Below are 25,542 nucleotides of genomic sequence, written 5' to 3'. Positions count from 1 at the left end.
CACGCGGACAAAAAATGGAAGCGCCTATGAACTACACAATCATGACTAAACGAGGACGTTGATCCGAGCTCGCTGATAGCCCAATTCACAATCTTCAGTTGAAAAGCGAGCCTATCGTATTACTCTCGATCGCTCCGGACGGAGGCTAACGGCATGATACGAACCGCGAGCTGCCAATGCGAACAGCTGAATCTAACCGTGGAAGGCGAGCCTGCCTTTGTGTCGGCTTGCAACTGTACGCGATGCCAGAAACGTTCAGGCAGCGCGTTTGCGCTTTCGTCGAGGTGGAGCGCTGAGCAGGTGAGGGTACGCTCCGGCAATGGGGTTACTTTTGCCCGGAAGGGTACTTCAGGTAAGAACGTCGAATTTCTGTTTTGCCCCATATGTGGATCGACGGTGAGCACAAGTCTCGAACTCCTGCCCGGCATCATCGGAATTCCCGTCGGCTGCTTCGCGGACACAAGCTTTCCTGCGCCGCAGGTGGCGGCTTGGTGCGAGTCAAAGCTCGCGTGGGTTCGCTTTCCAGACGGACTTCTCCTGTTGCGCGATCAAAATCGGCCTATGGAACAAACCTAGTCGTATTCGGCGCCGATTTCTGCCCCGGAGGTCAGGATGTGCACGTTCTAATCGATTGACCCTGTTCAGCAAGAAGCAGCTCGTCCAGCGCCCGCATCGAGGCGCGTTGAAGCTCGGCGAGTTCACGCGCGGCGCTCTGGCATTCGGGCGCCGACATCCCGGGCGCCGCCAGCTCGACCTCGCGGCAGCGATCGAACAGGCGGACGAGCCCAAGCGCGCTTGCCGCGCTGCCGAGCTGGTGCGCGGATCGCGCAAGCTGCACGTGATCGCCGATCGCCGCAGCCTTGGCGATGGCGTCGATCAATCTTGCGCCGGTCTCTTCGAGCAGATGGTGGAGCTTTGCAATCTGCACGGCGCCGAGCAGCTCCCGTTGATCGTCGAGAAAGTGCCGGTCGATCAGTCCGCCAGTCGCGAGTTGCACTGCTGCCGGCTGTTCGCCGGGATCGTCCTCGATCGCCTTGCGCAGCGCGTTGATCAGGATCGGCTTGCTGACGACCATGGCGATGCCTGCGCCGGCGAGCCGCTCGCGGGCGCTGCGCGATACGTCGGCGGTCACGGCAATAATGCGCGGCATCTTGCGAAGGCCGAGCTTGCCGATCCGCGAGGCCGCCTCCACGCCGTCCATGTCCGGCATGTGCAGATCCATCAGGATGACGTCGAACGCCTGATCCCGCGCCAGCGAAACGGCCGATCCGCCGTCCCTGGCGATCGCGACGCGATGGCCGAGCCGCTTCAGGATCGCTTCGCCGACCTCGCAATTGACGGGGTCGTCGTCGACCAGCAGCACGCGGAGCTGGCGCTGGGGTGGCGGCAGCACACCTTGCGCGATGCCGCTCCGGGCAAGGCCAAGCGGCACTTCGAGCGTGAATGTGCTGCCCGCGCCCGGCATGCTGGCAACCGTCAGCTCGCCGCGCATCAGGCGGGTGAGACGGCGCGCGATCGCGAGGCCGAGTCCGGTGCCTCCGAACCGCCGCGCAATGCTGTCGTCGGCCTGGACGAAGTCCTCGAAGATCCGCTCGTGCAGCTCGGGCGCGATGCCGATGCCGGTGTCGCGAACAATGATGCGCAGCAGGATCTGATCATCGCGCCGCTCGGCCGCCGCGCTCAAGCCGATGCCGCCGCTGGCCGTGAACTTGATCGCGTTGCCGATCAGATTGAGCAGGATGCGATTGAGGCGCACCGGATCGCCATGCACGGTGGTGTCGACCGTCGCATCGCAGGCGAGATCGAAGGTCAATCCCTTGTCGACCGCCTGCGGCCGCATCAGGTCGGCAGCGGCTCCGATGAGCTGGTCGAGACGAAAGTCGCGCGTCTCCAGCACCTCCTTGCTGGCTTCCAGACGGGCATATTCCAGCACCGCATCGACCAGTGCGATCAGCGTTTCTCCCGATGCCGCGGCGGTGGCGAGGTGGCGGTGCTGGGCCTCGCTGAGGCTGCCGTCGTCCAGCAATTGCAACACGCCCATGACGCCGTTCAGGGGCGTGCGCAGCTCGTGGCTGACGACCGCGAGGAAGCGCGACTTGGTTTCGTTGGCCTGCACGGCGACGTTGCGCGCGCGCTCGGCGGCCTCGTGCTCGGCAAGGGCGTGATCGCGCGCCTTTTCCAGCTCCGAGGTGCGCTCGATCACCTTGCGCTCGAGCGTCGCGTAGGACTCGCGCAAGTGAGCAGCCATCCGGTTGAACTGGTCACCAAGCGCCTCCAGCTCGTCACCGGTCTTGATCGCGAGCCGCGAGCTGAGATCGCCGCTGCCGATCCGCCGCGCCCCCTGCGTCAGGATCTGAATCGGCACGGTCATGCGCCGGCTAAGGAAGAGGGAGACCAGCACCGCGCAGGCCAGCAGGATGACGAGAAGAAACGTCGAGCGGCCGATCGATGCATAGATCGGCGCGTAGGCTTCGGCCAGCGGCAGCTCGACGAACACAAGCCAGCCGAGCGAGGGCACGGTCGCATAGGTCGACAGCACGCGCTGGCCGGACAGATCCTCCTTGACCAGACCGCCCGAGGGCGGCCCGATGCCGTCGAGCGCGGCGCGAACGTCAGCATGTCCGGAAAGGTCGCTCCGCTGCAGTGCCCGCCACAGATCGGGATGCGCGATCAAGACCCCCATGCGATCGACCACATAGGCCTTGCCGGTGTTGCCGACCCGGATTCCGGCCACCAGATCCCAAATGAAGCGCAGATTGACCTCGGCGACGATCACATCGGGCGCGTGGCCGGCGCCGCGCGTGGCAAGCGTCATGAACGGTTCGGTGTCGCCGAAGAAATAGACGGGACCGTAATAGCCCCGGCTGTCATTGGCTCCGCGGAAGGCGGGCGAGGCGGAAAGATCGGCCTTGCTGCCGACCCTGTCGGCGACGCGGCGCGACACGCGCACCTGCTCGCGGCCTTGCGCGTCGAGCTTGGCGATCTCCGCGATCGCAGGCGAAAGGCGCAGGAGGCGGATCGCATTCAGACGCTCGTCCTCGTTGGTCGATAGCTCGGGCGGCAGGCGCGCGAGCCATCTGATCTGGTTTTCGATCTGGCCGATGAACTGGCCGATCTGAATGGCCGCGGACGCCGCCTGCTCGCGCTGTGTCGCTGCCAGCAGCTGCTTCTGCTCGCGATAGGAGAACCAGACGTCGAAGGCGGTGTTGATCGCAAGCGCGGCAAAGGCAAGGGTGACGATCGAGTAGAGATATTTCCTGAACAGCCGGCCGGGAGGCGTCCGCAGATGTGCCTGGTCGGCCGCTTCGTTCACTCGCGGATCTCGTCGGCGCGCGCGAGCAGCATGAACGGGATCGTCAAGCCGAGCGTGCGGGCGACGGTGCGGTTGATCAGCAGCTCGTATTTCCGCGGCGATTGCACCGGCAGATCCCCGGCCTTGGTGCCGCGCAGGATGAGATCGACATAATCGGCCGAGCGCACCTCGAGCGTCGGTCCGTAGCTCATCAGCCCGCCGGCATCCATGAAGTAATGGAACGGATAGATCGTCGGGACGCGGCATTTGGCGGCTGCCGCGACGACCTGCTGCCGGTTGACCACCAGAAAGCTGTCGACCAACGCAAGCATCGCCGCCTTGGGCGGTTCGGAAAAGCGCCTGAAGGCCTCGTCGATCTCCGTGGGCGCATGGACGGGCGCGGGGATCGCGGACACGCCGGACGCCGCGGCCTCCTGCTCGATCGATTCGAGAAAGAAGCGCCCGCCGCGGGGCGTGGTCGCCGGGTTGAACAGCACGCCGACACGCGCGACGTCAGGCACGGCCTCGCGGATCAGCTGAAGCCATTTGCCGCCCATCTCCGCCGTGCTGTTGGTGAAGCCGGTGACGTTGCCGCCGGGGTGCGCGAGGCTTTCGACGAAGCCGTTGCCCACGGGATCGTTCGCGGTCGCAAACACCACCGGGATGGTCCTGGTGGCGGCAAGGACGGCCGCGGTTTCGACGGTCGACCCCGTCAGGATCACGTCCGGCCTGAGGTCGAGCAATTCCTGAACGGCCGTCTTCAATCTGTCCGGTCCGCCGTGGGCCGAACGGAGCTCGAGGCGGAAGTTGACGCCTTCGACCCAGCCACGCTGCCTCAAGCCGACGATGAGACCGCCGAGGCGAGAGGTCGCGGTGTCAATCATGCTGCGCCTGGTCAGCTCGTCGTCGAGTGGCAATGCAGTCAGCGACGCGACGATCCGCATGCGATCCGACGTTGCGCCGAGCGCAATCCATCCTGCGGCGGCTGCACTCGCAAGGCGAAGGACATCGCGGCGGGCAACCGCCGGCACAGTGTGGGCAGGAGCGGGCCGCTCGATCATGCAATGCTTCGCAAAACGTTCCCCAAGCGGTTGCATAACGCGAAAGGCTGGTGACCACAATTGATCAAAAAATGCGCTTGTGAATGCTCATTCGCAGCGTTTGGCAGCCCGATACCGTATGCCTTTGCTGCCAAAGAGTCGCTGTTTCGAGCTTCGTCTTCTCCTGCCGCTTTGTAACGCCTTGTGGCGTTGCAATAATTTCAGTCCGGTTGAGCTGACGGTCGGGGACGCCGATTTCGTGCTGCTGATTTTTAAAGCGTTGTTTCAGGTTGTTTCGAAGGTTCTCGATGCGCAAAATCTATCTCGTTCCGGCCCTCGTCGGCCTGCTCACCGCCGTTGCAGTCGGGCCGCTCGCAGCCCAGGGTGCCGTGCCCAAGCAGAAGGCTGCGCCGGCGGCCAAGGCCGGCTCGGCGGGTACACCGGCCGCCGCCGGCGCGACATCGGCCGCCGCGGCCGAGGCACCGGCCGCAGACGACAAGAGCAAGGCGATCGACGGCTTCCGCTCCGCCAAATTCGGCATGAACGAGGCCGACGTGCGCGCGGCGATGGCCAGGGATTTCAACGCAAAGCCCGACGCCATCAAGGCGCAGGACAATGCGTCCGAGTTGACACGCAGCATCCTGCTGTCCGTTCCGGACCTGCTGCCGAACGGCGGCTCCGCCGAGCTCTCCTACGTGTTCGGCTACAAGTCCAAGTCGCTGATCCAGGTCGGCGCCGTCTGGTCGAAGGGGACCGACGCGGCGATGACGCCGGAGAAGCTGTTCTCAAACGCCAACATCCTGCGCGCCCATTTCCTCAGCGAAGGCTTCAAGCCCGACTCCATCGCGGTCAACATGCCGGTCAACGGCGGCATCGTGATGTTCCGCGGCAGCGACGCCAAGGATCGCTCGGTGATCCTGCTCCTCCAGGGCACATTCGAGACCAAGGAGAACAACCGCGTGCTGACCCCGACCAGCCTTCTGCTGTTCTACGTCGCCGACGCCAAGAGCCCCGACATCTTCAAGCTTCCGCCCGGCCAGTTCTGATGCCGGGCGATCGCGACATTCTCCCACCCGGTCGTGGATCGGCGCCAATGCCGATGAAGAGGATCTGAAATGCGCGGACCATCTGCGAAGCGAGACAATGGCGAACGCGGCTTGCGCGGACTTGCGCATTTCCGTTCGATGTCGCTGCTCTGCGCGATGCAGATGGTCTTCCTGCCGGTTTACAGCGTCCGCGTTCAGGCACAGACGGCGAACGTCATCGTTCCGGACGGCCGCACCGGGACCTCGTTGCAGACCTCCGGCAGCGTCACCAACGTCACGACCTCGACGGTTTCAGGCAACAACGCCTTCAACTCGTTCTCGCAGTTCAGCGTCGGGCAGGGCAACACCGTCAATCTGCAACTGCCGACCGGCACGCAAAACCTCGTCAACATCGTTCGCGATGCCCCGGTCTACGTCAACGGCACGCTGAACTCGTACATGAACGGCGCGATCGGCGGCAACGTCTATTTTGCCGATCCCAAGGGGTTCGTGGTCGGCCGCAGCGGCGTGGTCAATGTCGGCAGCCTCAACGTCTCGACGCCGACGCGCGAGTTCACCGACAGCCTGATCGGCCCCGGTGGGGCGATCAACGGCACGGCGGTCGGTAACCTGATGGCGGGCTCGTTCCCGGTCTCGCCTGACGGCAACATCCGCATCTACGGCCGGGTCAACGCCCAGGACGGCGTGCGCCTGACCGGGCAGAACGTCTATGTCGGCGGCGCCAGCCAGCGCGACATCGCCAATCTCGATCATGCCGCGAAATTCGCAGCCTCCGTCAACTCCAAGGGCCTGCGTAGTGCCAGCGCCATCACCGTGCGCAACGGCTCGATCCACATCGGCGCGGTCAACAATGCCCGGGTCAACGGACATCTGACCGCGCGCAGCCAGACCGCGACGCCGAGCAACATCACGGTGCAGGCCGGCAACAACATCGAGATCGGCAAGAGCGCCAGGCTCAACATCGCGAGCAAGACCGGCGATGCCGGCGAGATCCGCCTGAAGGCGGCCCAGAATCTGACCGTGGCGGGCGGGGCGACGTTCAACGCGAGCTCGAAGACCGGCAATGCGGGTCTCGTCGATTTCAGCGCGAACGGCATCATCGACGTCGGGCTAGGCACCAAAGTTAACCTCAGCGCAGCAAACGGCAAGGCGGGGACGCTGCTGATCGATCCCACCGACCTGGTGGTCGGTGATGCGGCCCAGGGCGATACCGGCGTGACGCTTTCGAACAGTTCTGTCGCGGCTGCGCTCGCAGGGCTCAGCGCGGGCGCCAACTACCTCATCCAGGCTGATAATTCCATCACGCTGGCCGCACATGCGGTGATCGACGCGCGCCGTCTCGATGGCTCTGGCCATTCGACCGGCAATGCCAACAACGTCATCATCGACGCGCCGAACATCGACATCAAGAACGGTGCGCAGATCCTGGCCCAGGCGGTCAATTTCGGCGGGACCAGCTACACCGACGGCAATGTCACGCTGACGGCGACGGCGAGCGACACCAAGCTGTCGGGCCAGGCCACCGCCGCGACGGCGATCACGGTCGACGGGAAGATCACTGGGGGCAATGTCTCGATCACGGCGACTTCGACGGCGGTATCGAACTTTCTCGAGGGTTCGGCGGCCGGTGCTTTCGCGCTCGTCGGCTCGACGCTTGCCGCCTCGCTGCTCGGGCTCAATGGCGGCTATGTCGCGGCGAGCGCGACGGCGACCGTCAACATCAACAGCCATGCCGACATCAACGGCCGCGGCGATGTCTCCATTTCCGCGCATGCCACGGAGATCGCGTCGGATCCGGCGGTCGCCACCACCTTGCTCGGTAGCCTCACGCCGGTGGCGGCCGGTGTGGTGGTCGGCAAGCTCGACGGCAACGTCACGACCAATGTGGCTTCGGGCGCGACGATCAGCGCCGGCGGCAACCTCGAGATCAAGGCGCTCAACGATGCGACCATCGCCGTCTCCGCCGTCGCGGCTTCGACGAGCGCGCAGATCGTCCCGACGGTAGCTTACTCCAAGGGATCGGTGACGACGACCGCCAACGTCGAGACGGGCGCGCATATTGCGGCGGGCACGGTGAACACGAGCGGCAGCACCCTGAAGGTGCGTGCGATCAACAACAACTCGTTCTCGACCAGTGCAACGTCGGTTGCCGCGAGCGGGACGGGTGCAAGCGGCGCCGTCGGCGGGGCGTTCGCCATCAGCGACATCACGACATCCGCGACTGCGACGCTCGGCGCTTCGCTCGGAACCGACGCCGCGAACCGGATGAACGGCTCCGTTCTGGTCGAAGCGACGTCAGACACGACGAGCAATTCCACGATGGCTTCGTCCATCGCCGGCCTGCCGGCGCTGATCGCGGCGATCGAAAGAGGACTGGTCGCCGTCAGCTCGCCGACCTCGATCATCAGGGACCACATGTCCTCGCTGGTGCCGCTGAGCTTCGATTTCAAGGTCGCAGGTGCGCTCTCCCTTGCCAACAGCACCCAGAGCGCGACCGCGGCGATCGCGCAGAACCCGAGCGGCGGCGCACCCAGCATCTATGCCAGCGGCAACGTCGCCGTCGCCAGCAACGTCATCGATCGCGGCGTCCGCAGCAATGCGACGTCCAGCGCGATCACGAAGGACAGGGTGTCCGGCGAGGGAACGGCGATCAGCGCGGCCGTCGCCTGGGGTAACTTCACCCACAATTCGAACGCCTATGTCGGCGGCGGGGCCCTGATCAACGCTGCAAATATCGCCGTCGATGCGACCACCGAATTGCCGATCACCAACTCCTGGCTGAAATGGGATGGGCTGGGCGCGGTGCTGAGCCACCTCAACGGCAATCTGGGCGTCGGCGGCAACATCTTGACCAGCTACGCCAATGCCACTGCCGACGCCGGCGACACGATCGGCATCTCCGGCGCGCTGAACCATTTCGTCGTCAACAACAACACGACCGCGTGGGTTGCCGGCAATGCGAACCTGACGACGACCTGCACGACCGCGACGTGCGGCAGCAGCTGGTCGGCGGGGATGGACAATGGCGACCTCCACACCTACAACGCCAGCCTCGAGGTCGTGGCCACCACGACCACGGCGTCGATCGACGCCGCCGGCAACGTCGGCACGCTCGGCTTCCTGCCCGGCAATACGTCGGGCGGCTCCTCGGTCGGCGGTGCGCTCAATCTCGTCCAGTTCAACACCAGCACCATCGCCGGCATTTCCGACCGCGCGACGGTGCGGGCGGCGGACGACATCGCCGTCACGGCGACCACCTCCGATCAGTTCGTCGCGGTCGCCCCGTCGTCCGGCAAGGCCGCCGGCGCGCTGGCGCTGAACGGCATCACTTCGCTCGGATTCCTGAACAACACGACGCACGCGTCGATCTCGAGTCAGGCCACCGTCTATGCTCCGACCGTCAATATCCTGGCCCAGCAGGATCTGTCGGTCGTGACGCTGTCCGGCGCGATGAACTACAATGGAAGCGGCGGTTCAGCGGTTGGATTGTCCGTCGTCTATCTCGGCGCGAATACCGATACCTCCGCCTATATCGGCGACAACCACTCCGATATCCAGCCCGGCATATTCAGCTCCAACGATCCGTTTGCCGGCAACAGCGGCGGAAGCGGGGCGGTCAACGTCGACAATCTCGCGATCAGCGCGACCACCTCCGGACGTATCACCGCGGCGGCCGTCGCGGCATCGGTCTCCGAGCCGGCGTCGTCGAGTTTCTCCGACAAGGCGGACGCTGCCGGCGCGGCCTCGACCGGTGGGACCGCCGGGGTGGTGACGGCCGCGAGCAAGATCGGTTCGACCTCGGGATCGAGCACCAGCGGCTTCAGCATCGATCTTGCCGGAAGCTCGTCCGTGAGCGACGTCTCGCTAGGCACCAGCGCCTATATCAGGAACACGACGGTCAACAAGTACACCACGACGGGCGCCGTGCTCACGAGCACGCTCGTTCAAGCGCTCAACGACACCATCCTCAGCAATGGTTCCGGCTCCGCGGCGTTCAACCTGGCCGGAGCGTCCGCCCAGGGCGCTGCGATCGGCGGCGCGATCGCGGCGGCGATGTCCAACAACGCGACACTCGCCTACATCTACGGCACCACCATGAACAATCAGAGTTCGGTGACCGTGCAGGCGCTCAACGGCGGCTCGGAGACGGTCGTCGCCATCGGCGTGGCAGGATCGAGATCCAATGCTGCGTCTTTGTCGGCCTCCGTGGGCATCATCACCGACAGCGCCAACGCCTATATCGAGAGCTCTACGATCGCGGGCCAGTCCGCGGGCGTCAATCGCGCGCTGGAGGTCGATGCCTACCAGACGACGAACATCGCGATCGGCGGTGGTTCGCTCTACGTATCGGGTGGCCAGGCCGGCGTCGGCATCGGGTTGACATATGCATCGGTCGCCGATCCCACGGCCGGCAACGCGACCGACGCGCATATCCGCAGCACGTCGATTTCGAACTACGACACTCTGCTGGTGATGTCCGACAGCGCCAGCGTGATTGCGGCCGGTGCGGCCTCGGGCGGGGCGGGGTCCAACGGTCTCGCCGGCGCGATCGTCGTCAGCGAGATCACGCCGACCACGACGGCCTATATCAGCAGCGGCGCAACGGTGAACATCAACGTTGGCCGGGTGACGGTGCTGGCGGACAGCGGCGCCGTGTCGGCGCTGGACACTGCGCTCGGCAACCTCGTCAAGAAATCCAACAACAATCATCTCGCCTCGGACACGTGCACGGTCGCCGGCGGCACGGGCGGGCAGAACTGCATCGATTTCGGCGCGGCTGCGCTCAACGGCGGCACTGGCAACGGTCCGGGCGCCAGCATCATCTCCGTTGCGGGGCTCATCCAGGCCGGCAAGAACAACGTCGGCGCCTCGATCGTCTACAACACGATCGCAACGACGCGTTCGGCCTATATCGCCAACGTCCTGATGTCGGCGGGCAGCAGCGGCAATGTCAGTGTGAGCGCAGTCGATTCCTCGAAGATCCAGTCGGTGACGATCGGCTTCGGGCTTGCGACCGGACAGTTCGCCGGCGTCGGCGGCACCACGATCAGCAGCATCTCCAACACCGTTTCGGCTGCCATCGGCAACAACCAGTCCAGCGCGTCGCAATCGTCGGTCACAGCCAACAACATTTCGGTGAATGCGACCGACAATTCCAGCATCACCGGAACGGCCGCGGTCGCGGGCGCATCGACGCAAGGAAGCGCCGCGGGCCTGGCGCTGGTCTACAGCAGCATCGCCAACAATGTCAGCGCGGGCGTCACCGGCTCCAGGCTGACCGCTTCCGGCAACGTTGCGGTCGGCGCGAACTCGAACGCCAGCATCTCCACCGTCGCCGTCGGGATCGCGATGTCGTCGCAGGTCGGACTGGCCGGTTCCGTCGCAACCAATCTGATGGGAACCAACGTCACCGCCAGCATAACCTCTGCCGGCACCAACGGCATCAACGGCGCGGACGTCACCGCCACCAACAATGTCGGCGTGATCGCCGGCAACAACGACAAGGCGGCGGTGTTCGCGGGTGCGGTGTCGATCAGCAAGGGCGCGGCGGGCGGCGCCGGCTCGCTGGTGACGAACCGGATCACCGGGACCACGGCCGCCTATATCAGCGGCGTGAACACCAAGGTCGATGCGCTCGGAACCAGCTCGACCAATACGCTGTCGGTCAACAACGGCACGCTGGTGCATGCCTTCGATCTCGGCACCGCCCACGCGCCGAGCGACGCTACGCCGGATCTCTCCGAGAACCAGGACACCGTGCGCGGCCTTGCCGTGGTGGCCAGCTCGCACCAGGCGGTTGTGACCAACGTCGCCTCGGTGGCGGCGAGCAGCGGCATCGCGATCATGATCAATCCGATCACCAATGTGATGAGCGGGGCGACGCGGGCCTATATCGACAGCGCGGCCATTGACACGCGCCTGACCTCGTCGACGCTTCAGCCGCAGATCGAAGTAGCCGCCTCGAGCTTCTCCTATTCCGGCGCGTTCGGTGCGGGTATCGTGCCGCCCACGGGCAACGGCGGCGGCGGTGCCACCGTCATCAGCACCACGATGCAGCGCGGCACGTTCGCCTACATCACCAATGCCACGGTCGGCGGCGTGCAATCGTCGAGCCCGATTGTCGGCGCCGTCACCGTGAAGGCCAATGCCGAGCAGGATGCGTCCTCGATCGCCGTGGGCTTCAACACCGGCTCGGTCGGGCTGAACGTCTTCCAGGCGACGACGGAAGCCTATGTCGATGGCGGCGCGCTGACGGCCGCGTCGCTGACGGTGAACGCCAATAACAACACCGGCATCTTCTCCGCGAACGGCTCCGGCGCCTATGGCAGCCAGGCCGCGATCGGCGCGGCATTCCTGGTGCAGGTCTCTTCGAACCGGACCCTGGCCTATGTCGGCGACGAGTTCCACTATCAGGGCAACGGCGCCGCGCACACGACCGCGCTCAATCTGAGCGGCGCGCTCGACGTCGAGGCCAGGACCAAGAACCGTTTTGAGGCCTATGCGATCGGCGGCGCGCTCTCGACCGGAACGGCCGCGATCGCCGGCATGGCAAATATCGAGATCGCCAACAACACCACGATCGCCGGCGTCTACGACACGACGCTGCAATCGGTGACGGGCGGCGCGGCCGGCGAAGTCACCATCAACGCCAACGAGGACGTGGCAATCAAGGAAATCGCCGGCGCGCTCGCGGTCGGCGCCAGCGGGGCAGGGGTCGGCGTCGGCGCCGCCGCCAACATCATCGCGTTCAAGAGCCAGACCATCGCGGAAAGCCGCAACAGCAATCTGAACTCGTCAGGTGCGATCAACGTCAACGCGCTCAGCACAAAGGAAGTGCTGTCCTACGCGGTGACCGCCGGCATCGGTGGCAGCGTCGGCATCGGTGCGACCGTCGGCGTCATCATCATCGGCACCAACACCGCCGATCCGGATACGCAGGGGCAGCAGACCGGCCAGCTCAATCAGGGCGGCAACGGCACCATTGCGGCGGTGAACAGCGGTACCAATTCCTCGCATGGCAGCGACGCGGTCGCCAGCGGCACCGCCGGCAATCCCAACAATGCCAACGTGACATCGACCTACAACGTCAGCGACGTTCTCACCGGCGGCAATGACGGCGTCACGGCGCAGATCGCCGGTGGAAATGTCACGGGCACGCAGGTCAATGTCGGTGCCACCAGCGCCAATGCGGCCAAGATGTACCTGCTCGGCGCCGGCTTCGCGAAGAATGTCGGTATCGGTGCGGGGATCGGCTACACCAGCGTCAACAGCAGCGTGCTGGCCAATCTGAGCGCGATTGTGTCCGCGCCATCCGTGACCGTTGCGGCGGTCGTCAAGGATGCCAGCACCGGACCTTATGGCGGCAAGACGATCGACACCGAGGCGATCGCTGGCGGCGCGGCGCTTTACTTCGGCGCGCAGGCCGCCGTTGCGGTCGGCAATGTCGCCAATACCGTGACGGCCCAGCTCGGCGGCCAGATCAACGGCACGGGCGGTACCGGTGTCGCCGTCATGGCACAGGACTCCTCTACCCAGGTCGTCTTCACGGGCGGCGTCACCGCCGGTGCCGCGGCGGTCGGCGCTTCGGTCGCGACGGCGGGACGGTCGAGTTCGGTCGCGGCGAAGGTTCTGGACGACGCCACGGTCAACGTCTCGACGCTGGCGGTCGGCGCGTCCGGCGCCGGCGGATTGTCCACGACGGCGACGGCGCTCGGCGGCGGTATCCTCGCCGGCATCGGTGCGGATGCGGAGGCTCACGAGAATTCGAACGTGACCGCCGAGATCGGCTCCGGTTCCTCGATCGCCACCTCCGCGACCGGTGTCGGCACGCTGGTGACTGCGTCGGTCATGCCCAATCTCTCGAGCGAAGCGATCGGCGTCTCGGTCGGCGGTGGCGCGGTCGGCGTCGCCATCGCGAAGTCCACGGTCGGAGCCACGGTCACGGCAGATGTCGGCAACGACGTCACCTTTTCGGGCGGGGCGTTGGCCGTGACCGCCATGGCGCTGGTTCCGAGCGGCGGCACGACGACTTGGGCCAAGGCGCTCGCCGGCGGCGGCGGCTCGCTGATCGGCGCGCAGGGCAGCTACGCCAAGGCTTCCCAGAACGCGACCGTCAGCGCCTATGGCGGAACGGGGATCGAGCTTCCGAACGCCGATGTGGTTATCGCGGCCCAGAACGACAGCGCCCAATACGCCGAGGCGACCGGCCTTTCGACCGGTTTCCTGGCCCTGGGTGCGACCGTCGCGGAGACCTCGTCGAGTGCGCACACCTACGCCTATCTGGGTGCGCCCGCGGACATGGATACTCTCAATCACACCAACTACACCGGCATCCTCGAGATCACGGCGACCGGTACGGATGCCAATGTTTCCAATGCGACGGTCGGCGCGGGCGGCACCTATGCCGGCGCGGCGGCGGTTGCCACGACCGACTCCACCGCCGTGACCAATGCGCGGTTCGACGGCGGCACGACGGGCGACACGCTTTATTTCGGCGGCCTCAAAATAGAAGCAAAGCACACCACCAATTATGCCGCGAGCGGCGACGCCTATCAGGCGTCGACGGCCGGTGTCTCTGCCGGCAAGGCAAAGAACGACGTCAACTCGACCACCACGGCCGAGATCGGGACGCATCTGATCATCAATTCGGCTGGTGGCGACATGGTCGTCATCTCCAACGACATCGTGAACCAGGCCGGCGGCGGCGCGCGTTCGGGCTCCGGTGGCTCGTTCTCGGGTGCCGCCGCGCTCAGCGACTCCGATGTCACCCAGACCGTCACCACGAATATCGGCGCCGGCACGATCCTGAGCCTCAACGCCGACCCGCGGACGTCGACGGGGGTGATCAACATCGAGGCCTACAACACGTTGAACACCAGGGACACGGCGAGTCTCGCCACGGCCAGCTTCTTCGCCGGCGGCGGCGCCGAATCCAACATGACGGCGAACGCCACGCTCGCGGTGAACATCAATGCACGCGAGCTGTTCAGCGCAGGCAAGATCTATATCGGCACGGCGGCGACGATGGCGGCCTCCAACAATGCCAACGCCAGCCTCTATGGCGCGATCGCCGGCGTCGGTGCCAGCACCAACAGCTGGGTCCACGCGGACCAGTCCGTCAATGTCGGCAGCGGCACGACAATCGAGGCCTGGCGCGACATCAACATCTTTGCCGGCATGTCGGGCGATACCATCACCTTCAGCAGCGTGCAGGCGACCGCGACCACGGTCGTCTACAACAACACAGTCATTCCGATCTCGACTCTCTACCGCGGCACGGCCAATGCCGGCGACACCACCAGCCTGACGCTCGCCGACGGCTCGCGGGTGCTCGGTGTAAGAGACATCTATCTGGGTGCAACCCAGGGGCAGGTCACCGCCTCCGGCAACGGCAGCAATTACAATCCGTATCTGGACATCTTCAGCGCCAAGAACAGCGACAACCACAGCCACACCAGCGGTACCGGCGATGTCGCGCTCAACGGCCTGGTGGTGGCGGGCATCAACAACGACCTGATCATCACGATCGATCTCGGTGCAAGCGCGCCGACCTTGAGCACGACGAGCCCTTACTCCTCACTGTCATCCACCCTCGAATACGTCTCGGACGTCGATCACTTCAGCCCGGTGAAGAGCTGGAACCACCAAACGGTCCAGTACACCGTCGTCGGCGGCTTCAATCCCTACCAGAACGTCGTCAACCAGCTCGTCACGCTCACCGGCCTGACCGAGACGCAAGTCCGGACCGCGCTCGCGGTGCGGACGCCGACGCCCACGATGTCGCCGTCCGGCGCCGATCCGACCGGCGACATCCAGCGTCAGATCAATGCGCTGATCCAGCAGGCGCCATATACGTCCGACGCCGCCGGCAACGCCTTCGCGTTCGGCGATATGCTGGTGTCAGCCGGCAATGTCTCGATCCTTGCGCAGAAGCTGAGCGGAAACAGCGACGCCGGTCACGCGGCACCGGCCGTGATCGCGCGCGGTTCGCCGATGATCAAGGTCGAGAACCGGGGCCTCGACTTCACCGACTTTGCGAACCTCACGGTCACCAACGTGACCGGTGGAAACGTCAACTACCGCCAGATCGATCATGTCGACCCGGACTCGCACTCCAATGTGACGTTCACGGCAACGCCGAGCGCGACGCCGATCATCGACATCTCGGCCACCTACAACCGCGTGGATCCCGGCAGTGGCCTGGGCGTCGACGGGAACGGCAACCAGCTGACCCGCACGCCGGACATCTATTTCGACGGCATCGTCACCAACGAGAACGGTCTGCTCAAGATCACCAATCAGCTCGGCAGCATCGTCGCGTCGCAGTCGCTCAACGCCGCGACCGTCCAGATGGTGGCGCCCAACGGCTCGTTCGTCTTCCTCGGCGGTATCGGCAGCTTCTACACCTCCAACCACGACGTCGTCTCGCAATGGGCGGGTGTCCAGTACAAGCCGGCCGACAACGACACGCTGACGGCGGTGATGGCGGCGGCGACCTATCTCGGCGCCTATGGCGACTATGCGACCAGCCCGCATATCGGAGCAGGCGGCAATCACCCGTATTTCTATTACTGCTGCGTCGACGGTAATACCGGCGTTCAGCAAACGGCCGCCAACAGCACGATCTTCACCGCGCGCATGCTGATGACGTACTACGACGGCCTGTCGCTCTATTCGGCGATCTTCCTGCCGATGGGATCCGGTGCTCCCGGCAGCGGCAATCCCAACGCCGGCAGCGTGGGTAGCGTGGCCACGCTCTCCGCGATGGAGGGACCGACGGTCCAGACCATCTCGACTGCGCCGTGGGAGCGGAATACCTATACCGACCAGGGCGTCTTCAGCAACACGACGCACGACTCGGTCGTAACGAACCCTGACGGCTCAACCTCGACCCGCACGGACACCTATTACTCGCCGTTCAATTGCTCGGGATGCTCGGCCTACTTCCAGGTCGTCAATATCCAGAATGACGTGATCACGCCGAGAACCGCGGCCTCGAACTCGTCGTCGAACTGGAGCTCGACCACGCCCTCCGGGTACCAAACGCCCGCGAACGCGCCCTTCATCCTCGGCCAGGCGATCATCATCTCGGCGGGGGTCATCAACGTCAACGGCCTCATTCAGAGCGGTACGAGCAGCAATTACTCGGTCGACATCGGCAACGGGGCGTTGTCCGCCATCAACGATCTCAAGGGCAACAGCACGGCCTTCGCCCAGGCCCAGACCAATGCGCGGAACGGCAGCTATTACGACATCACGGCCGCTGCGACGACGCAGGTCGCCAGCGATCTCAAGATCGGGGTGAAGTACAACGCGCTCACCGACCAGATCATCGTGAATGGCGTGGTGCAGGGCTCCGGCGGCTACGTCTATCTGAACGGCAAGATCATCTCGACCTCGACCGAGAACGGTGTCTCCCAGGGCACCATCGCGGTCAAAGGCGGCGCCGGCACGATCACCGTCAACAACACGACCGGGCTCCAGCTCGTCACCAACACCATCAATACCGGCGTCAGCGCGCCCAGCGTGATCCAGATCGTCGATCAGCTCAAACAGCAGACGACGTGGTACGTCTACAATCCCTCCGCTGCGGGCGGGCAGCAGGTCTCGACGTATCAGACGAGTGGCGTCAATGCGAGCGCGTACACTGCCTCGATGCTGAGCGGCCTCAGCGGCACAGCAAACATCCAGTACGCGCCGCAGGCGAACATGTATTACCAGTGGGTCGACACGGCGACGCTCGATCGCCCGGTGACCAGCACGCAGTTCGACTATGGCTGGCACTACACGCCGAATCCGGCGACCGGGGAGAACTGGACCCGCACCATCAGCCTCGTTTCGAACGTGATGGAGGCCACCGGCGGTGGCGGCAATACCGGCAATCTCCAGACCGCCAACTTCCAGGAAGTCATCACCGCGACCGGTTCGTATCACAGTGCCGGCGGCAACACCCATCCGGAGAAGTGCTGCGGCGCCGATGCCCAATTCAACTGGTATCAGCAGATCTACGATCACCTGACCCTGACGCTGACCAATACGGTCAAGGCGTCGAACCCGATCAACATCCAGTTCAGCGGCGGCGGCAGCAGCACCGTCAATGTCAGCTCGAACTCCGGTATCGTCGTCAACGGTCCGATCAACAACCTTTCGGGTGACACGACGGTCACGGCCACCGGCGTCAATTCGGCGATTACGTCCGGTCCGAGCACCAATAATCCAATGATCTCGGGCAAGAACGTGACGCTGTCGGCGGACGGCGGCATCGGCACGCGCGGCGCGAACGGTGTTCCCGTCCAGGTGCAGGTCTATGGCGGCAGCTTGAAGGCCGATTCGATCGACCACGACATCGCAATCGCGGCCGTCGGCTCGCTGTCGATCGACCACGTGAGGGTGAGCCCGACCGTCACGGGCAACGCCCCACAGGGCAGCGTCTTCCTCTCGGCCAATGGCGACATCAACTCGGCGGCCGCTTACGACGTCGCCACGCCCGTCGTGATCGGCAAGAACGTCGAGATCAATTCCACTGCCGGCGCGATCGGCGCGACGAGTGCCGTCGTCAACGGCGCGTCCACCCTGACCAACATCAATCCGCTGGTGATCCAGGCGACGGGAACGGTTCAGGCCGGCGGCAGCGTCGAAGGCGGCGTTCTCGACAGCGCCTCGGCCACCGGCACCTACATCGTCCAGTCGAAGGGTGATCTGCGCCTCGGCACGGTCCAGTCGACCAGCGGGCCGGTGTTCCTCGAGGCGGCCGGCTCCGACGGCAACCAGGCCAGCATCCTGAACGGCCGGCCGGCGGTTGGTCTCACCCAGGCGCAGAGCCAGCATCTCCAGGACGTCTGGGCCAGCCTCGACCTGCTCAGCGGCAATGCCGCCACCAACGCCGTCAACAGCTACCAGTCGATGGTGACCTCGGCCTACAACGACTATTTCCAGCTCAAGAACATCGCGTTCCAGGACGGCAGCACCTACAATCCGACCTCGGTGGGGCTGACGGTGCTGCGGGCACAAGTGGCGGCCAAGCTCGGCATCGATCCCGCAAATGTCACGACGACGCAGATGAAGGCCGAGGCCACGACGCGGTTCCTGCGGGACCAGTTCCTGCTCGGCAAGATCACCACCGACGAACTCAAGAGCTCGCTGACGACATTGCTCGGCACCGCGCCGGCAGATCCGCTAGGGACCCTGTTCGGCAGTTCGCTGTCGACGACTTTGTTCACGAAGCTGTTCGACGGCGTTTCGACGGCCAACCAGCGCTTGCCGAGCAACGCGGCGCTGCAGACGGCGCTGAACGCCTACAATGCGAACTACAGCTACACGCTCGCATCGACCGAGCGGGTCTACGGCATCATCACCGCGGGCGCGCAGTGGACGCAGAGCCAACTCGCCTACACGGTTTCGTCGTCTGCCGTCGGCGCGGCGCCGCCGCCGATCGACGAGAACGTCGTGGCCAATGTCAGCGCCAACCAGATCATGCTCTACGCGCCGCGCGGCTCGGTCGGCAATTCGGCGGCGCCCCAGACCTTCACCTTCACCAGCGTCGATTCCTCGTCGCTGACGCCGGAGCAGAGGGGCTTGCTCGCCACGGCCGGCCCTGGCCAGCTCACCGTCGGTGCGGTCACGGACCCGACGACCCACGTCACGACCTATACGGTCAGCCTGTCGCAGCAGAACCTCGTCGTCGTCGACAACCCGATCGCGATTTCGGCCAAGGCGCTGACGAATATTTACCTCGGCAGCAAGAACAGCCTCGCGCTCGGCGGCATCACCGCGAATTACGGCCCGATCACCGCGGCGCAGGCAAACGGCATCGAGGTGACCGGCCGCGGCGACGTCAAGCTCGACGCCGTCACCAGCATCTCCGCCGCCGCCGGCGTGACCGGTGTGCCCGTGATCTCCGGCGACATCGGCAACCTGACCCTGATCGCCGAGCACGGCAACATCGGTGCCCCAGGCGCTGCCGGAAGCGATCCCGCGTCCAACGCGAACGCGATCCAGATCGCCTTCGCCGACCCCGCCAACGACCAGCTCGACCAGGTCTCGTCCGCGCAGGGCATCTACGTGAAGCAGACCACCGGCGATCTCATCCTCGGCAACATCTCCGCCGGAAATGCGATCCAGCTCGCCGCCACCGGCAGCATCTACGCCGAAGCCGGCTTCACGGACCGCACGGCGATCCACATCCTCGGCACCGATCTCGATCTGCGCGCCGGCGGCAATATCGGCTTCAACGGCTCCGCCTTCCAGCCGCTGCAGCTGAATATCTCCGGCACGATGACGGGCTCGGCGGCCGGCGACCTCAGCATCCTCGCCGTCACCGGCGACCTCGCGGTCGGCACCAGCGGCACCTATGGGACGCTGACGGCCGGCGGTGCGCTGACGCTGAACGTTGCGCGTGGCGCGCTCACCGTCAATGCCGACATCGGCAGCGGCGGCCTGATGCAGTTGCTCGCCGACCGCGGCATGACCTTCGCGGCGGGCACCAGCGCGGCACCGGTGACTGCGACCAGCAGCTTCAATGGTGTCACGCTGGTCGCCGCGACGCTGTCGATGGGAGCTTATTCCGCCATCAACGCAGCCGGATTGATCTCGGTGACCACCACGGGCGATGCAACGATCGGCCAGCTGAGTTCGTCGCAATCCTACGCGGCGGCCTCGAACGTCTCGTCGATCGTCGTCACCGCCGGCGGCGTCGCCTCGCTCGGAGCGATCGTCGACAATGGCGACGGTCAGACCAAGATCGTCGCCGCTGGCGTGGGCGCCGAAGTGGCCTTGAACGCCTCGAACGGCATCGGCAGCGCGGCGAGCCGGTTCGTCCTCAGCGCGGCGCGGCTGTCGGCGAGCACGAGCGCCGGCGACATCTACGTCAATGTCCTGACCGACACCGAGGCGAGCCTGTTGTCGGCGGTGAAGGGCAGCGTCGACATCATCGGTATCGGCGGCTTGACGCTGCGCCAGGTGCTGGCGGGCACGGGGACCGGTGCGAGCGGCAGCTTCAGCGCGGTCGCGAACAATGGCAGCATCATCATCGGCACCGCCGACAGCAGCGGCTCGCAGACGGTCCATGCCACCCGGAACGTGACGTTCAACTCGCTGGCGACCACCGGTAACACAGGCGACGCCGGCAACATCGACGTCACCGCCGATGGCGGCTTCATCCTGGCGCAGACGGTGACGTCAGGCGGCGCGACCACGCTCGGCTCGGTCTCGGCCAACGGCTCGGCGAGGCTGATCGCGGCGGGGACCAATTCCGGCCGCGATCTCACGGCGTCGACCGGCAACGCCGTGCTGCAGGGCACCGTCATTCATTGGGACAATCTCAACGCCGGCGGCTCGCTCGGCATCACAGCGACGACCGGGGCGATCACGCTCGGCACCGCCGTCAGCGGCGGCACGCAGACGCTGCACGCGGTGAACGACATCGTCTTCACCCAGCTCACGACCACGGGCATGCCGGGCGATGCCGGCGACATCGACTTGCGGTCCGATGCGGGTGCGATCCGCGGCGGATCGATCTCCGCCAATGGCGACACCCACTTCGCGTCGGCGGGCTCGGTCTCGCTCGACCGCATCAGGGGCAATATCGTCAAGCTGACCTCGCCGGGCGACCTCACGATCGGCTTCGTCAGCGTGGTCAAGCAGCTCGACCTCGCGGCCGATACGATCAACGTCAGGGGCGAGCAGGTCCGCTCGACGCCGCAGATCCCGCTGATCATGAACGTCACCGGTTACAACGGCGGCGTCGCGACCTCGGCTAACGTTGCGATTGATCCTGAGCACATCATCATCAACCAGTTCAGGGTGGTGGATGCGACCTTCTGGACCGATGCGCCTGCCGTCTCGATCATCAACGGCTACGTTCCAGGCCAGCTGATGCTGACCACCGCGAACGCGCAGGTGCTGCTCGACAACCGCACGCCGGCGCCGTCCAGCTGGCCCGCGCTCCAGCTCTACCAGCCGGGCGGCGTGTTCACGATGAGCCAGATCGGCAATGCCAATGTCAGCAACGCCTATGTGGTGTTCTACACCGGCCACATCTCGGCGACCGTCACCAATTACGGGCCGACCCACACCTGCTGCTACGACTTCACCGGCGCCAGCATGGTGCGCAACATCTCGGTCGACGGCGCGGGCAATGAGAGCATCGAGACCTGGCTCGCGAAGAAGGACGGCGGGACGTTCTACCTGCTCGGCCTCTCCGGCCAGGCGCGGCTCGACGCGCTGATGACGCCGCGTCCGGTCGAGACCATCGGGGCGGGCCCCGCCGTCAACATCGAGGGGCTCGGCGACGTGCGCAAGCTTCGCCAGAAGGGGCAACGTGCGGGACGCACGGGCTGGAAGGACGCGGCGATCGGGACAGCGACGCCGGCTGTTGGCCGTATCGCACAGGCTTGGTGATCGGATGCGGATTCTGGGGGCAGCATTGGCGGTCGGGCTGGCAGCGTCCTGCATCGCTTCCGCGAGCGCGCAGTCCATCAATCCCGGCGTGATCCAGAACGACGTCGACCGGCAGCGACGGCGGCTCGAGCAGCAGAGCGCGCCCCCCAAGCTCACCGGGCCGGCGGTGATCGGCGGCGAGCGGGAAAAGTCCCAGCTGCTGAAACCGGGCGGGCCGAAATTCCGCCTGCGCAAGATCACGTTCGACGAATCCAAATTCATCACGCCGGCGGAGCTGGACGAGATCGCGAAGAGGTATGTCGGCAAGGATGTCGACATCGCCGCGCTGTTGCAGCTCGTCGCCGACATCAACGCCATCTATGCCGCGCGCGGCATCGTCACGGGCATCGCGACGCTGCCGGAGCAGGACGCCAAGGGCGGGGTGGTGAAGGTCAAGCTGACCGAAGGACGGCTCCAGAAGACGACGATCGAGGGCAACAAGCAGACCCGCACCGACTACATCCTCCAGCGCGTGCAGAAGCCCGAGGGCGAGGTTCTGGACGTTCCCAAGCTCAATCGCGACGTCATCTGGTTCAACCGCACCAACGACGTGCAGATCAAGGCGTTGCTCCAGCCCGGCACGAGCTTCGGCCTGACCGACCTCCAGTTCGCCGTGATCGAGCCGCCGGTCGACACCTGGCAGGTCTTCGTCGACAACCAGGGCGTGGAGAGCACCGGCCGCTGGGAGGGCGGCACCTTCTACAAGCGCCACGGCCTGCTCGGCGTCGACGACCGCTTGACCCTCTACGGTGTCCGTTCCGACGGTAACCTCAACGGCAACGTCGCCTACAGCATTCCGGTCAATCCCTGGGGCGGCCGCGTCGGCGTCAGCTACACCGAGGGCAAGATCAAGATCATCCAGGGCCCGTTCGTCGCCCTCGACGTCACCGGACGCTCGAGCCAGGCCGCGGTCAATTTCAGCCAGCCGGTCTGGGTGACGCAGGACTGGCTGGTGCTGCTCAACGCCGCCCTGACCGAGGGCAAGACGGTCAGCCGCTTCGCCACGGTCGCCGTCACCGACGATCATTATGACAGGGCCACCGCCGGCGTCTCGGCGACGAAATCGGGCAACACCTATTCGATCACGGTCTCGCCCGCCGTGAACTACATCGAATGGAAAGACCACGTGCTGGGCAACAACCGCACGTTCAACACCTACACCGGCTCGTTGATCGCAACCAGCGCCGCGGGACCGACGAATTTCAGCGCCAACGTGCTGGCGAGCTGGCAGTACACCCAGGAAAAGCTGCTGCCCGGCGACCAGATATTCTCGATCGGCGGCCCCACCACCGTGCGCGGCTATCCCTCCAACTCGGCCTCCGGCGACAGCGGCTATTATTTCAACGCCGAACTGCACTACAACTGGTCGCAATGGCTGAAGGGTTTCGACACCTACATCTTCACCGATTGGGGCGCGGTGTATTCGACCTTCCCCGGGGTGACTGAGCTCGCTTCGCTCGGCGTTGGCTTCTCCTGGACCTACGCGCCTTTCATGACGTTCGAGGCAAATTACGCGACGCCGCTGAAGATGGCGGTCTCGACCCAGAACCATTACGAGGCCTATGGCCGCATCATCTTGCGGCCATTGCTGATGTTCCAGAAGGAAAGCCCGGCGCCCGTGGCGGCGGTGGCCGGCAGGAGCAAGTCGTAGCCGCGGGTCGCTCCGCACTCTCCGCCGTCATTGCGAGGAGCTCTTGCGACGAAGCAATCCAGAGTCCTTCCGCGGATACATTCCTGGATTGCTTCGCTGCGCTCGCAATGACGGCGGATCCTTGTTTAGCGCCGCAGCGTGAACTCCTCCGCCCCGCGCCGATGCTCCCAGTGCGCCTGCTCGAGCTCGGGCCGGTCGCATTCGGCTTCCGGACAACCGATGCAGAGATAGGCGATGAACTTCCAGGACTCCGGCACATCTAGGATAGCGTGAATGCGATCCGGATTGAGGATCGACACCCAGCCGAGGCCGATGCCCTCGGCGCGCGCGGCCAGCCACATCGCGGTGATCGCCGCGACCACGGAATATTCGGTCGTCTCCGGCATGGTGGCGCGGCCGAGCCCGTGGCCGATGTCGCCGGCCCTGTCCGCGAACACGGCGAGGTGACCGGGCGCCTGTTCGAGGCCCGACAGCTTCAGTGTGGCATAGCGCGCCGCGCGCTCGCCGGAATAGGTACTCAGCGCATCGGCGTTGCACGCCTTGAAATCGTCGATCACGGCGCGGCGCCGCGCGTCGTCATCGACGGTGACGAAGCGCCAGGGCTGGCTGAGGCCGACCGAAGGCGAGAGACAGGCCGTCTCGATCAGGCGATCGATGGCGCCGTCCGGCAAAGGATCGCTGCGGAAGCGGCGCACGTCGCGCCGCCACACGAACAGCTCGCGCAAGTGCCGGCGGAAGGCGTCATCGAACTCGACCATGACGTCAATGTCCCAATTGGAAGGACGCTGCAACCAGCAGGATCAGGATCTCGCCCAGCTGCTCGAACGCCCCGAGGATATCGCCGGTCTGCCCTCCGATCTGGCGAATGGCAAGCCGCGCCAGCATGTATCCGGCGAGCGACAGCAGGACCAGGCCGGCGAGCGCCTTGCCCGGCCCCAACGCCAGGGCGAGCGCAAGGGTTCCAACAGCGAAGGCGAGGGCGACGCTGCGGCCCGGCGGGGATCCGGCGCTGGCCGACAGCCCGTCAGGCCGCGCCGGGGCGACCAGAGACATGAAGGCCGGCACGCCCGCGCGGGCAGCAGTGTGCGCGGCACACAGCGCGAGCGCGACGCCCCATGGATTCGCAATCGTCGCAAGCGCGCTCCAGCGCAGGCCGAACGACAGGATCAGCGCGCAGACGCCATAGGTCCCGATCCGGCTGTCGCGCATGATCTCGAGCTTGCGCTCGCGGGTGCGGCCGCCGCCGAGTCCGTCGGCGGTATCGGCAAGCCCGTCCTCGTGCAGCGCGCCGGTGATGAGGGTGGTCGCGGCCAGCGCGAGCAGGGCCGCGAGGTTCGGCGTCAGTCCGAACCGGCTGGCGATCTTGTAGACCAACGCGCCGGCAAGGCCGACCAGCAGTCCGGCGATGGGAAGGGCCCAGGTCGCGCGGGCGACGGCGCCATCGCTTGCGGGCTTCGACGATGCGACGGGGAGAATCGTGACGAAAGATGCCGCCATCCTGAGATCGGCGATGACCTCTTTCAAGAATTCGCCCCGCGGCATCATTTCAATTTCATCGGCAGGCCGGCAACGATGAATTCGACCTCGTCGGCAGCCGCGGCGATGGTCTGGTTCATGATCCCGGCGGCGTCGCGAAAGCTGCGTGCCAGCGCGTTGTCGGGCACGATGCCGAGGCCGACCTCGTTGGTGACGAGCACGACCGGGCTCTTGAGGTTGATCAGGGCGCCGACAAGCGCATTCACCTCCTGCTCCCAGTCGCGCGCTGCGTGCATCAGGTTGGAGAGCCACAGCGTCAGGCAATCCACGAGCCTTGCGCCGCCGCCGTCGGTCGCGGCCAGCGCGGCCACGAGATCGAGCGGCACCTCGCGCTCGATCCAGTCGGTTCCGCGGCGCGCGCGGTGTCTTGCAATGCGTTCCTTCATTTCGGCGTCGAGCGCCTCGGCCGTCGCGATGTAGACGGGCCGGCTGGAAAAGGCCTTCGCGCGCGCTTCCGCACGTTTGCTCTTGCCGGATCGCGCTCCGCCGGTGATCAAAATGACGGCCATGAGGTCTCCTGTCGGGCAGCACTAATCACCA

10 protein-coding genes are annotated in these 25,542 nt (G+C 65.5%); 4 read left to right on the top strand and 6 right to left on the bottom strand.

Annotation, left to right across the window (positions count from 1 at the left end; translation table 11 throughout):
- The first annotated feature begins 153 nt into the window (after positions 1-153).
- Positions 154-576 (top strand): GFA family protein, encoded by a 423-nt coding sequence (locus ACYCVF_RS26450; protein ID WP_459601261.1) that lies wholly within the window; start codon positions 154-156, stop codon positions 574-576.
- A 31-nt stretch (positions 577-607) separates the two neighbouring features.
- On the opposite strand, the gene ACYCVF_RS26445 is transcribed toward ACYCVF_RS26450, so the two are convergent.
- The 3 genes from ACYCVF_RS26445 to ACYCVF_RS26435 form a co-directional block, all read right to left on the bottom strand.
- Complete coding sequence (locus ACYCVF_RS26445) at positions 608-3,313, bottom strand: hybrid sensor histidine kinase/response regulator (protein ID WP_459601259.1); 2,706 nt, start codon at positions 3,311-3,313, stop codon at positions 608-610.
- Entirely contained in the window at positions 3,310-4,353 is a 1,044-nt protein-coding gene (locus ACYCVF_RS26440) for an ABC transporter substrate-binding protein (protein WP_459601257.1), read from the bottom strand. The genes ACYCVF_RS26445 and ACYCVF_RS26440 overlap by 4 nt, the downstream gene beginning before the upstream one ends.
- Positions 4,354-4,417: 64 nt before the next feature.
- Entirely contained in the window at positions 4,418-4,648 is a 231-nt protein-coding gene (locus ACYCVF_RS26435; protein WP_459601255.1) for a hypothetical protein, read from the bottom strand.
- Between ACYCVF_RS26435 and ACYCVF_RS26430 the strand changes: the two genes are divergently transcribed.
- The 3 genes from ACYCVF_RS26430 (at position 4,641) to ACYCVF_RS26420 (ending at position 23,466) form a co-directional block, all read left to right on the top strand.
- A complete protein-coding gene (locus ACYCVF_RS26430; RefSeq protein ID WP_459601253.1) occupies positions 4,641-5,378 on the top strand; it encodes a hypothetical protein in 738 nt (245 codons plus the stop codon). The two genes, ACYCVF_RS26435 and ACYCVF_RS26430, sit on opposite strands and share 8 nt — an antisense overlap.
- A 69-nt stretch (positions 5,379-5,447) precedes the next feature.
- Positions 5,448-21,776 (top strand): leukotoxin LktA family filamentous adhesin, encoded by a 16,329-nt coding sequence (locus tag ACYCVF_RS26425; protein WP_459601251.1) that lies wholly within the window; start codon positions 5,448-5,450, stop codon positions 21,774-21,776.
- A 4-nt stretch (positions 21,777-21,780) separates the two neighbouring features.
- On the top strand, positions 21,781-23,466 hold the full coding sequence (locus tag ACYCVF_RS26420; RefSeq protein WP_459601249.1) for a ShlB/FhaC/HecB family hemolysin secretion/activation protein: 1,686 nt from the start codon (positions 21,781-21,783) through the stop codon (positions 23,464-23,466).
- A 125-nt stretch (positions 23,467-23,591) separates the two neighbouring features.
- Here the strand turns inward: ACYCVF_RS26420 and bluB are convergent, their stop codons facing one another.
- The 3 genes from bluB to cobU are packed head-to-tail and all read right to left on the bottom strand — an operon-like array spanning position 23,592 to position 25,511.
- Positions 23,592-24,224: a 5,6-dimethylbenzimidazole synthase gene (gene bluB / locus ACYCVF_RS26415; protein ID WP_459601247.1), complete on the bottom strand. Its 633-nt coding sequence runs from the start codon at positions 24,222-24,224 to the stop codon at positions 23,592-23,594.
- 4 nt (positions 24,225-24,228) lie between these two features.
- Positions 24,229-25,011: an adenosylcobinamide-GDP ribazoletransferase gene (gene cobS, locus ACYCVF_RS26410; RefSeq protein WP_459601245.1), complete on the bottom strand. Its 783-nt coding sequence runs from the start codon at positions 25,009-25,011 to the stop codon at positions 24,229-24,231.
- Complete coding sequence (gene cobU / locus ACYCVF_RS26405; protein WP_459601243.1) at positions 25,008-25,511, bottom strand: bifunctional adenosylcobinamide kinase/adenosylcobinamide-phosphate guanylyltransferase; 504 nt, start codon at positions 25,509-25,511, stop codon at positions 25,008-25,010. Before cobU ends, cobS begins: the two co-directional genes overlap by 4 nt.
- Positions 25,512-25,542 lie beyond the last annotated feature (31 nt).

The sequence above is a fragment of the Bradyrhizobium cedriense genome, assembly GCF_054602315.1.
Note: the sequence above shows the minus strand (reverse complement) of the source record. Positions and strands in the feature narration are given on the sequence as shown.

Excerpts from the sequence above, each read along its gene's own strand:
- ACYCVF_RS26450 (WP_459601261.1), top strand. The coding sequence starts at position 154 with ATGATACGAACCGCGAGCTGCCAATGCGAACAGCTGAATCTAACCGTG.
- ACYCVF_RS26430 (WP_459601253.1), top strand. The coding sequence starts at position 4,641 with ATGCGCAAAATCTATCTCGTTCCGGCCCTCGTCGGCCTGCTCACCGCC.
- bluB (WP_459601247.1), bottom strand. The coding sequence starts at position 24,224 with ATGGTCGAGTTCGATGACGCCTTCCGCCGGCACTTGCGCGAGCTGTTC.
- ACYCVF_RS26440 (WP_459601257.1), bottom strand. The coding sequence starts at position 4,353 with ATGATCGAGCGGCCCGCTCCTGCCCACACTGTGCCGGCGGTTGCCCGC.
- cobS (WP_459601245.1), bottom strand. The coding sequence starts at position 25,011 with ATGATGCCGCGGGGCGAATTCTTGAAAGAGGTCATCGCCGATCTCAGG.
- ACYCVF_RS26420 (WP_459601249.1), top strand. The coding sequence starts at position 21,781 with ATGCGGATTCTGGGGGCAGCATTGGCGGTCGGGCTGGCAGCGTCCTGC.
- ACYCVF_RS26425 (WP_459601251.1), top strand. The coding sequence starts at position 5,448 with ATGCGCGGACCATCTGCGAAGCGAGACAATGGCGAACGCGGCTTGCGC.
- cobU (WP_459601243.1), bottom strand. The coding sequence starts at position 25,511 with ATGGCCGTCATTTTGATCACCGGCGGAGCGCGATCCGGCAAGAGCAAA.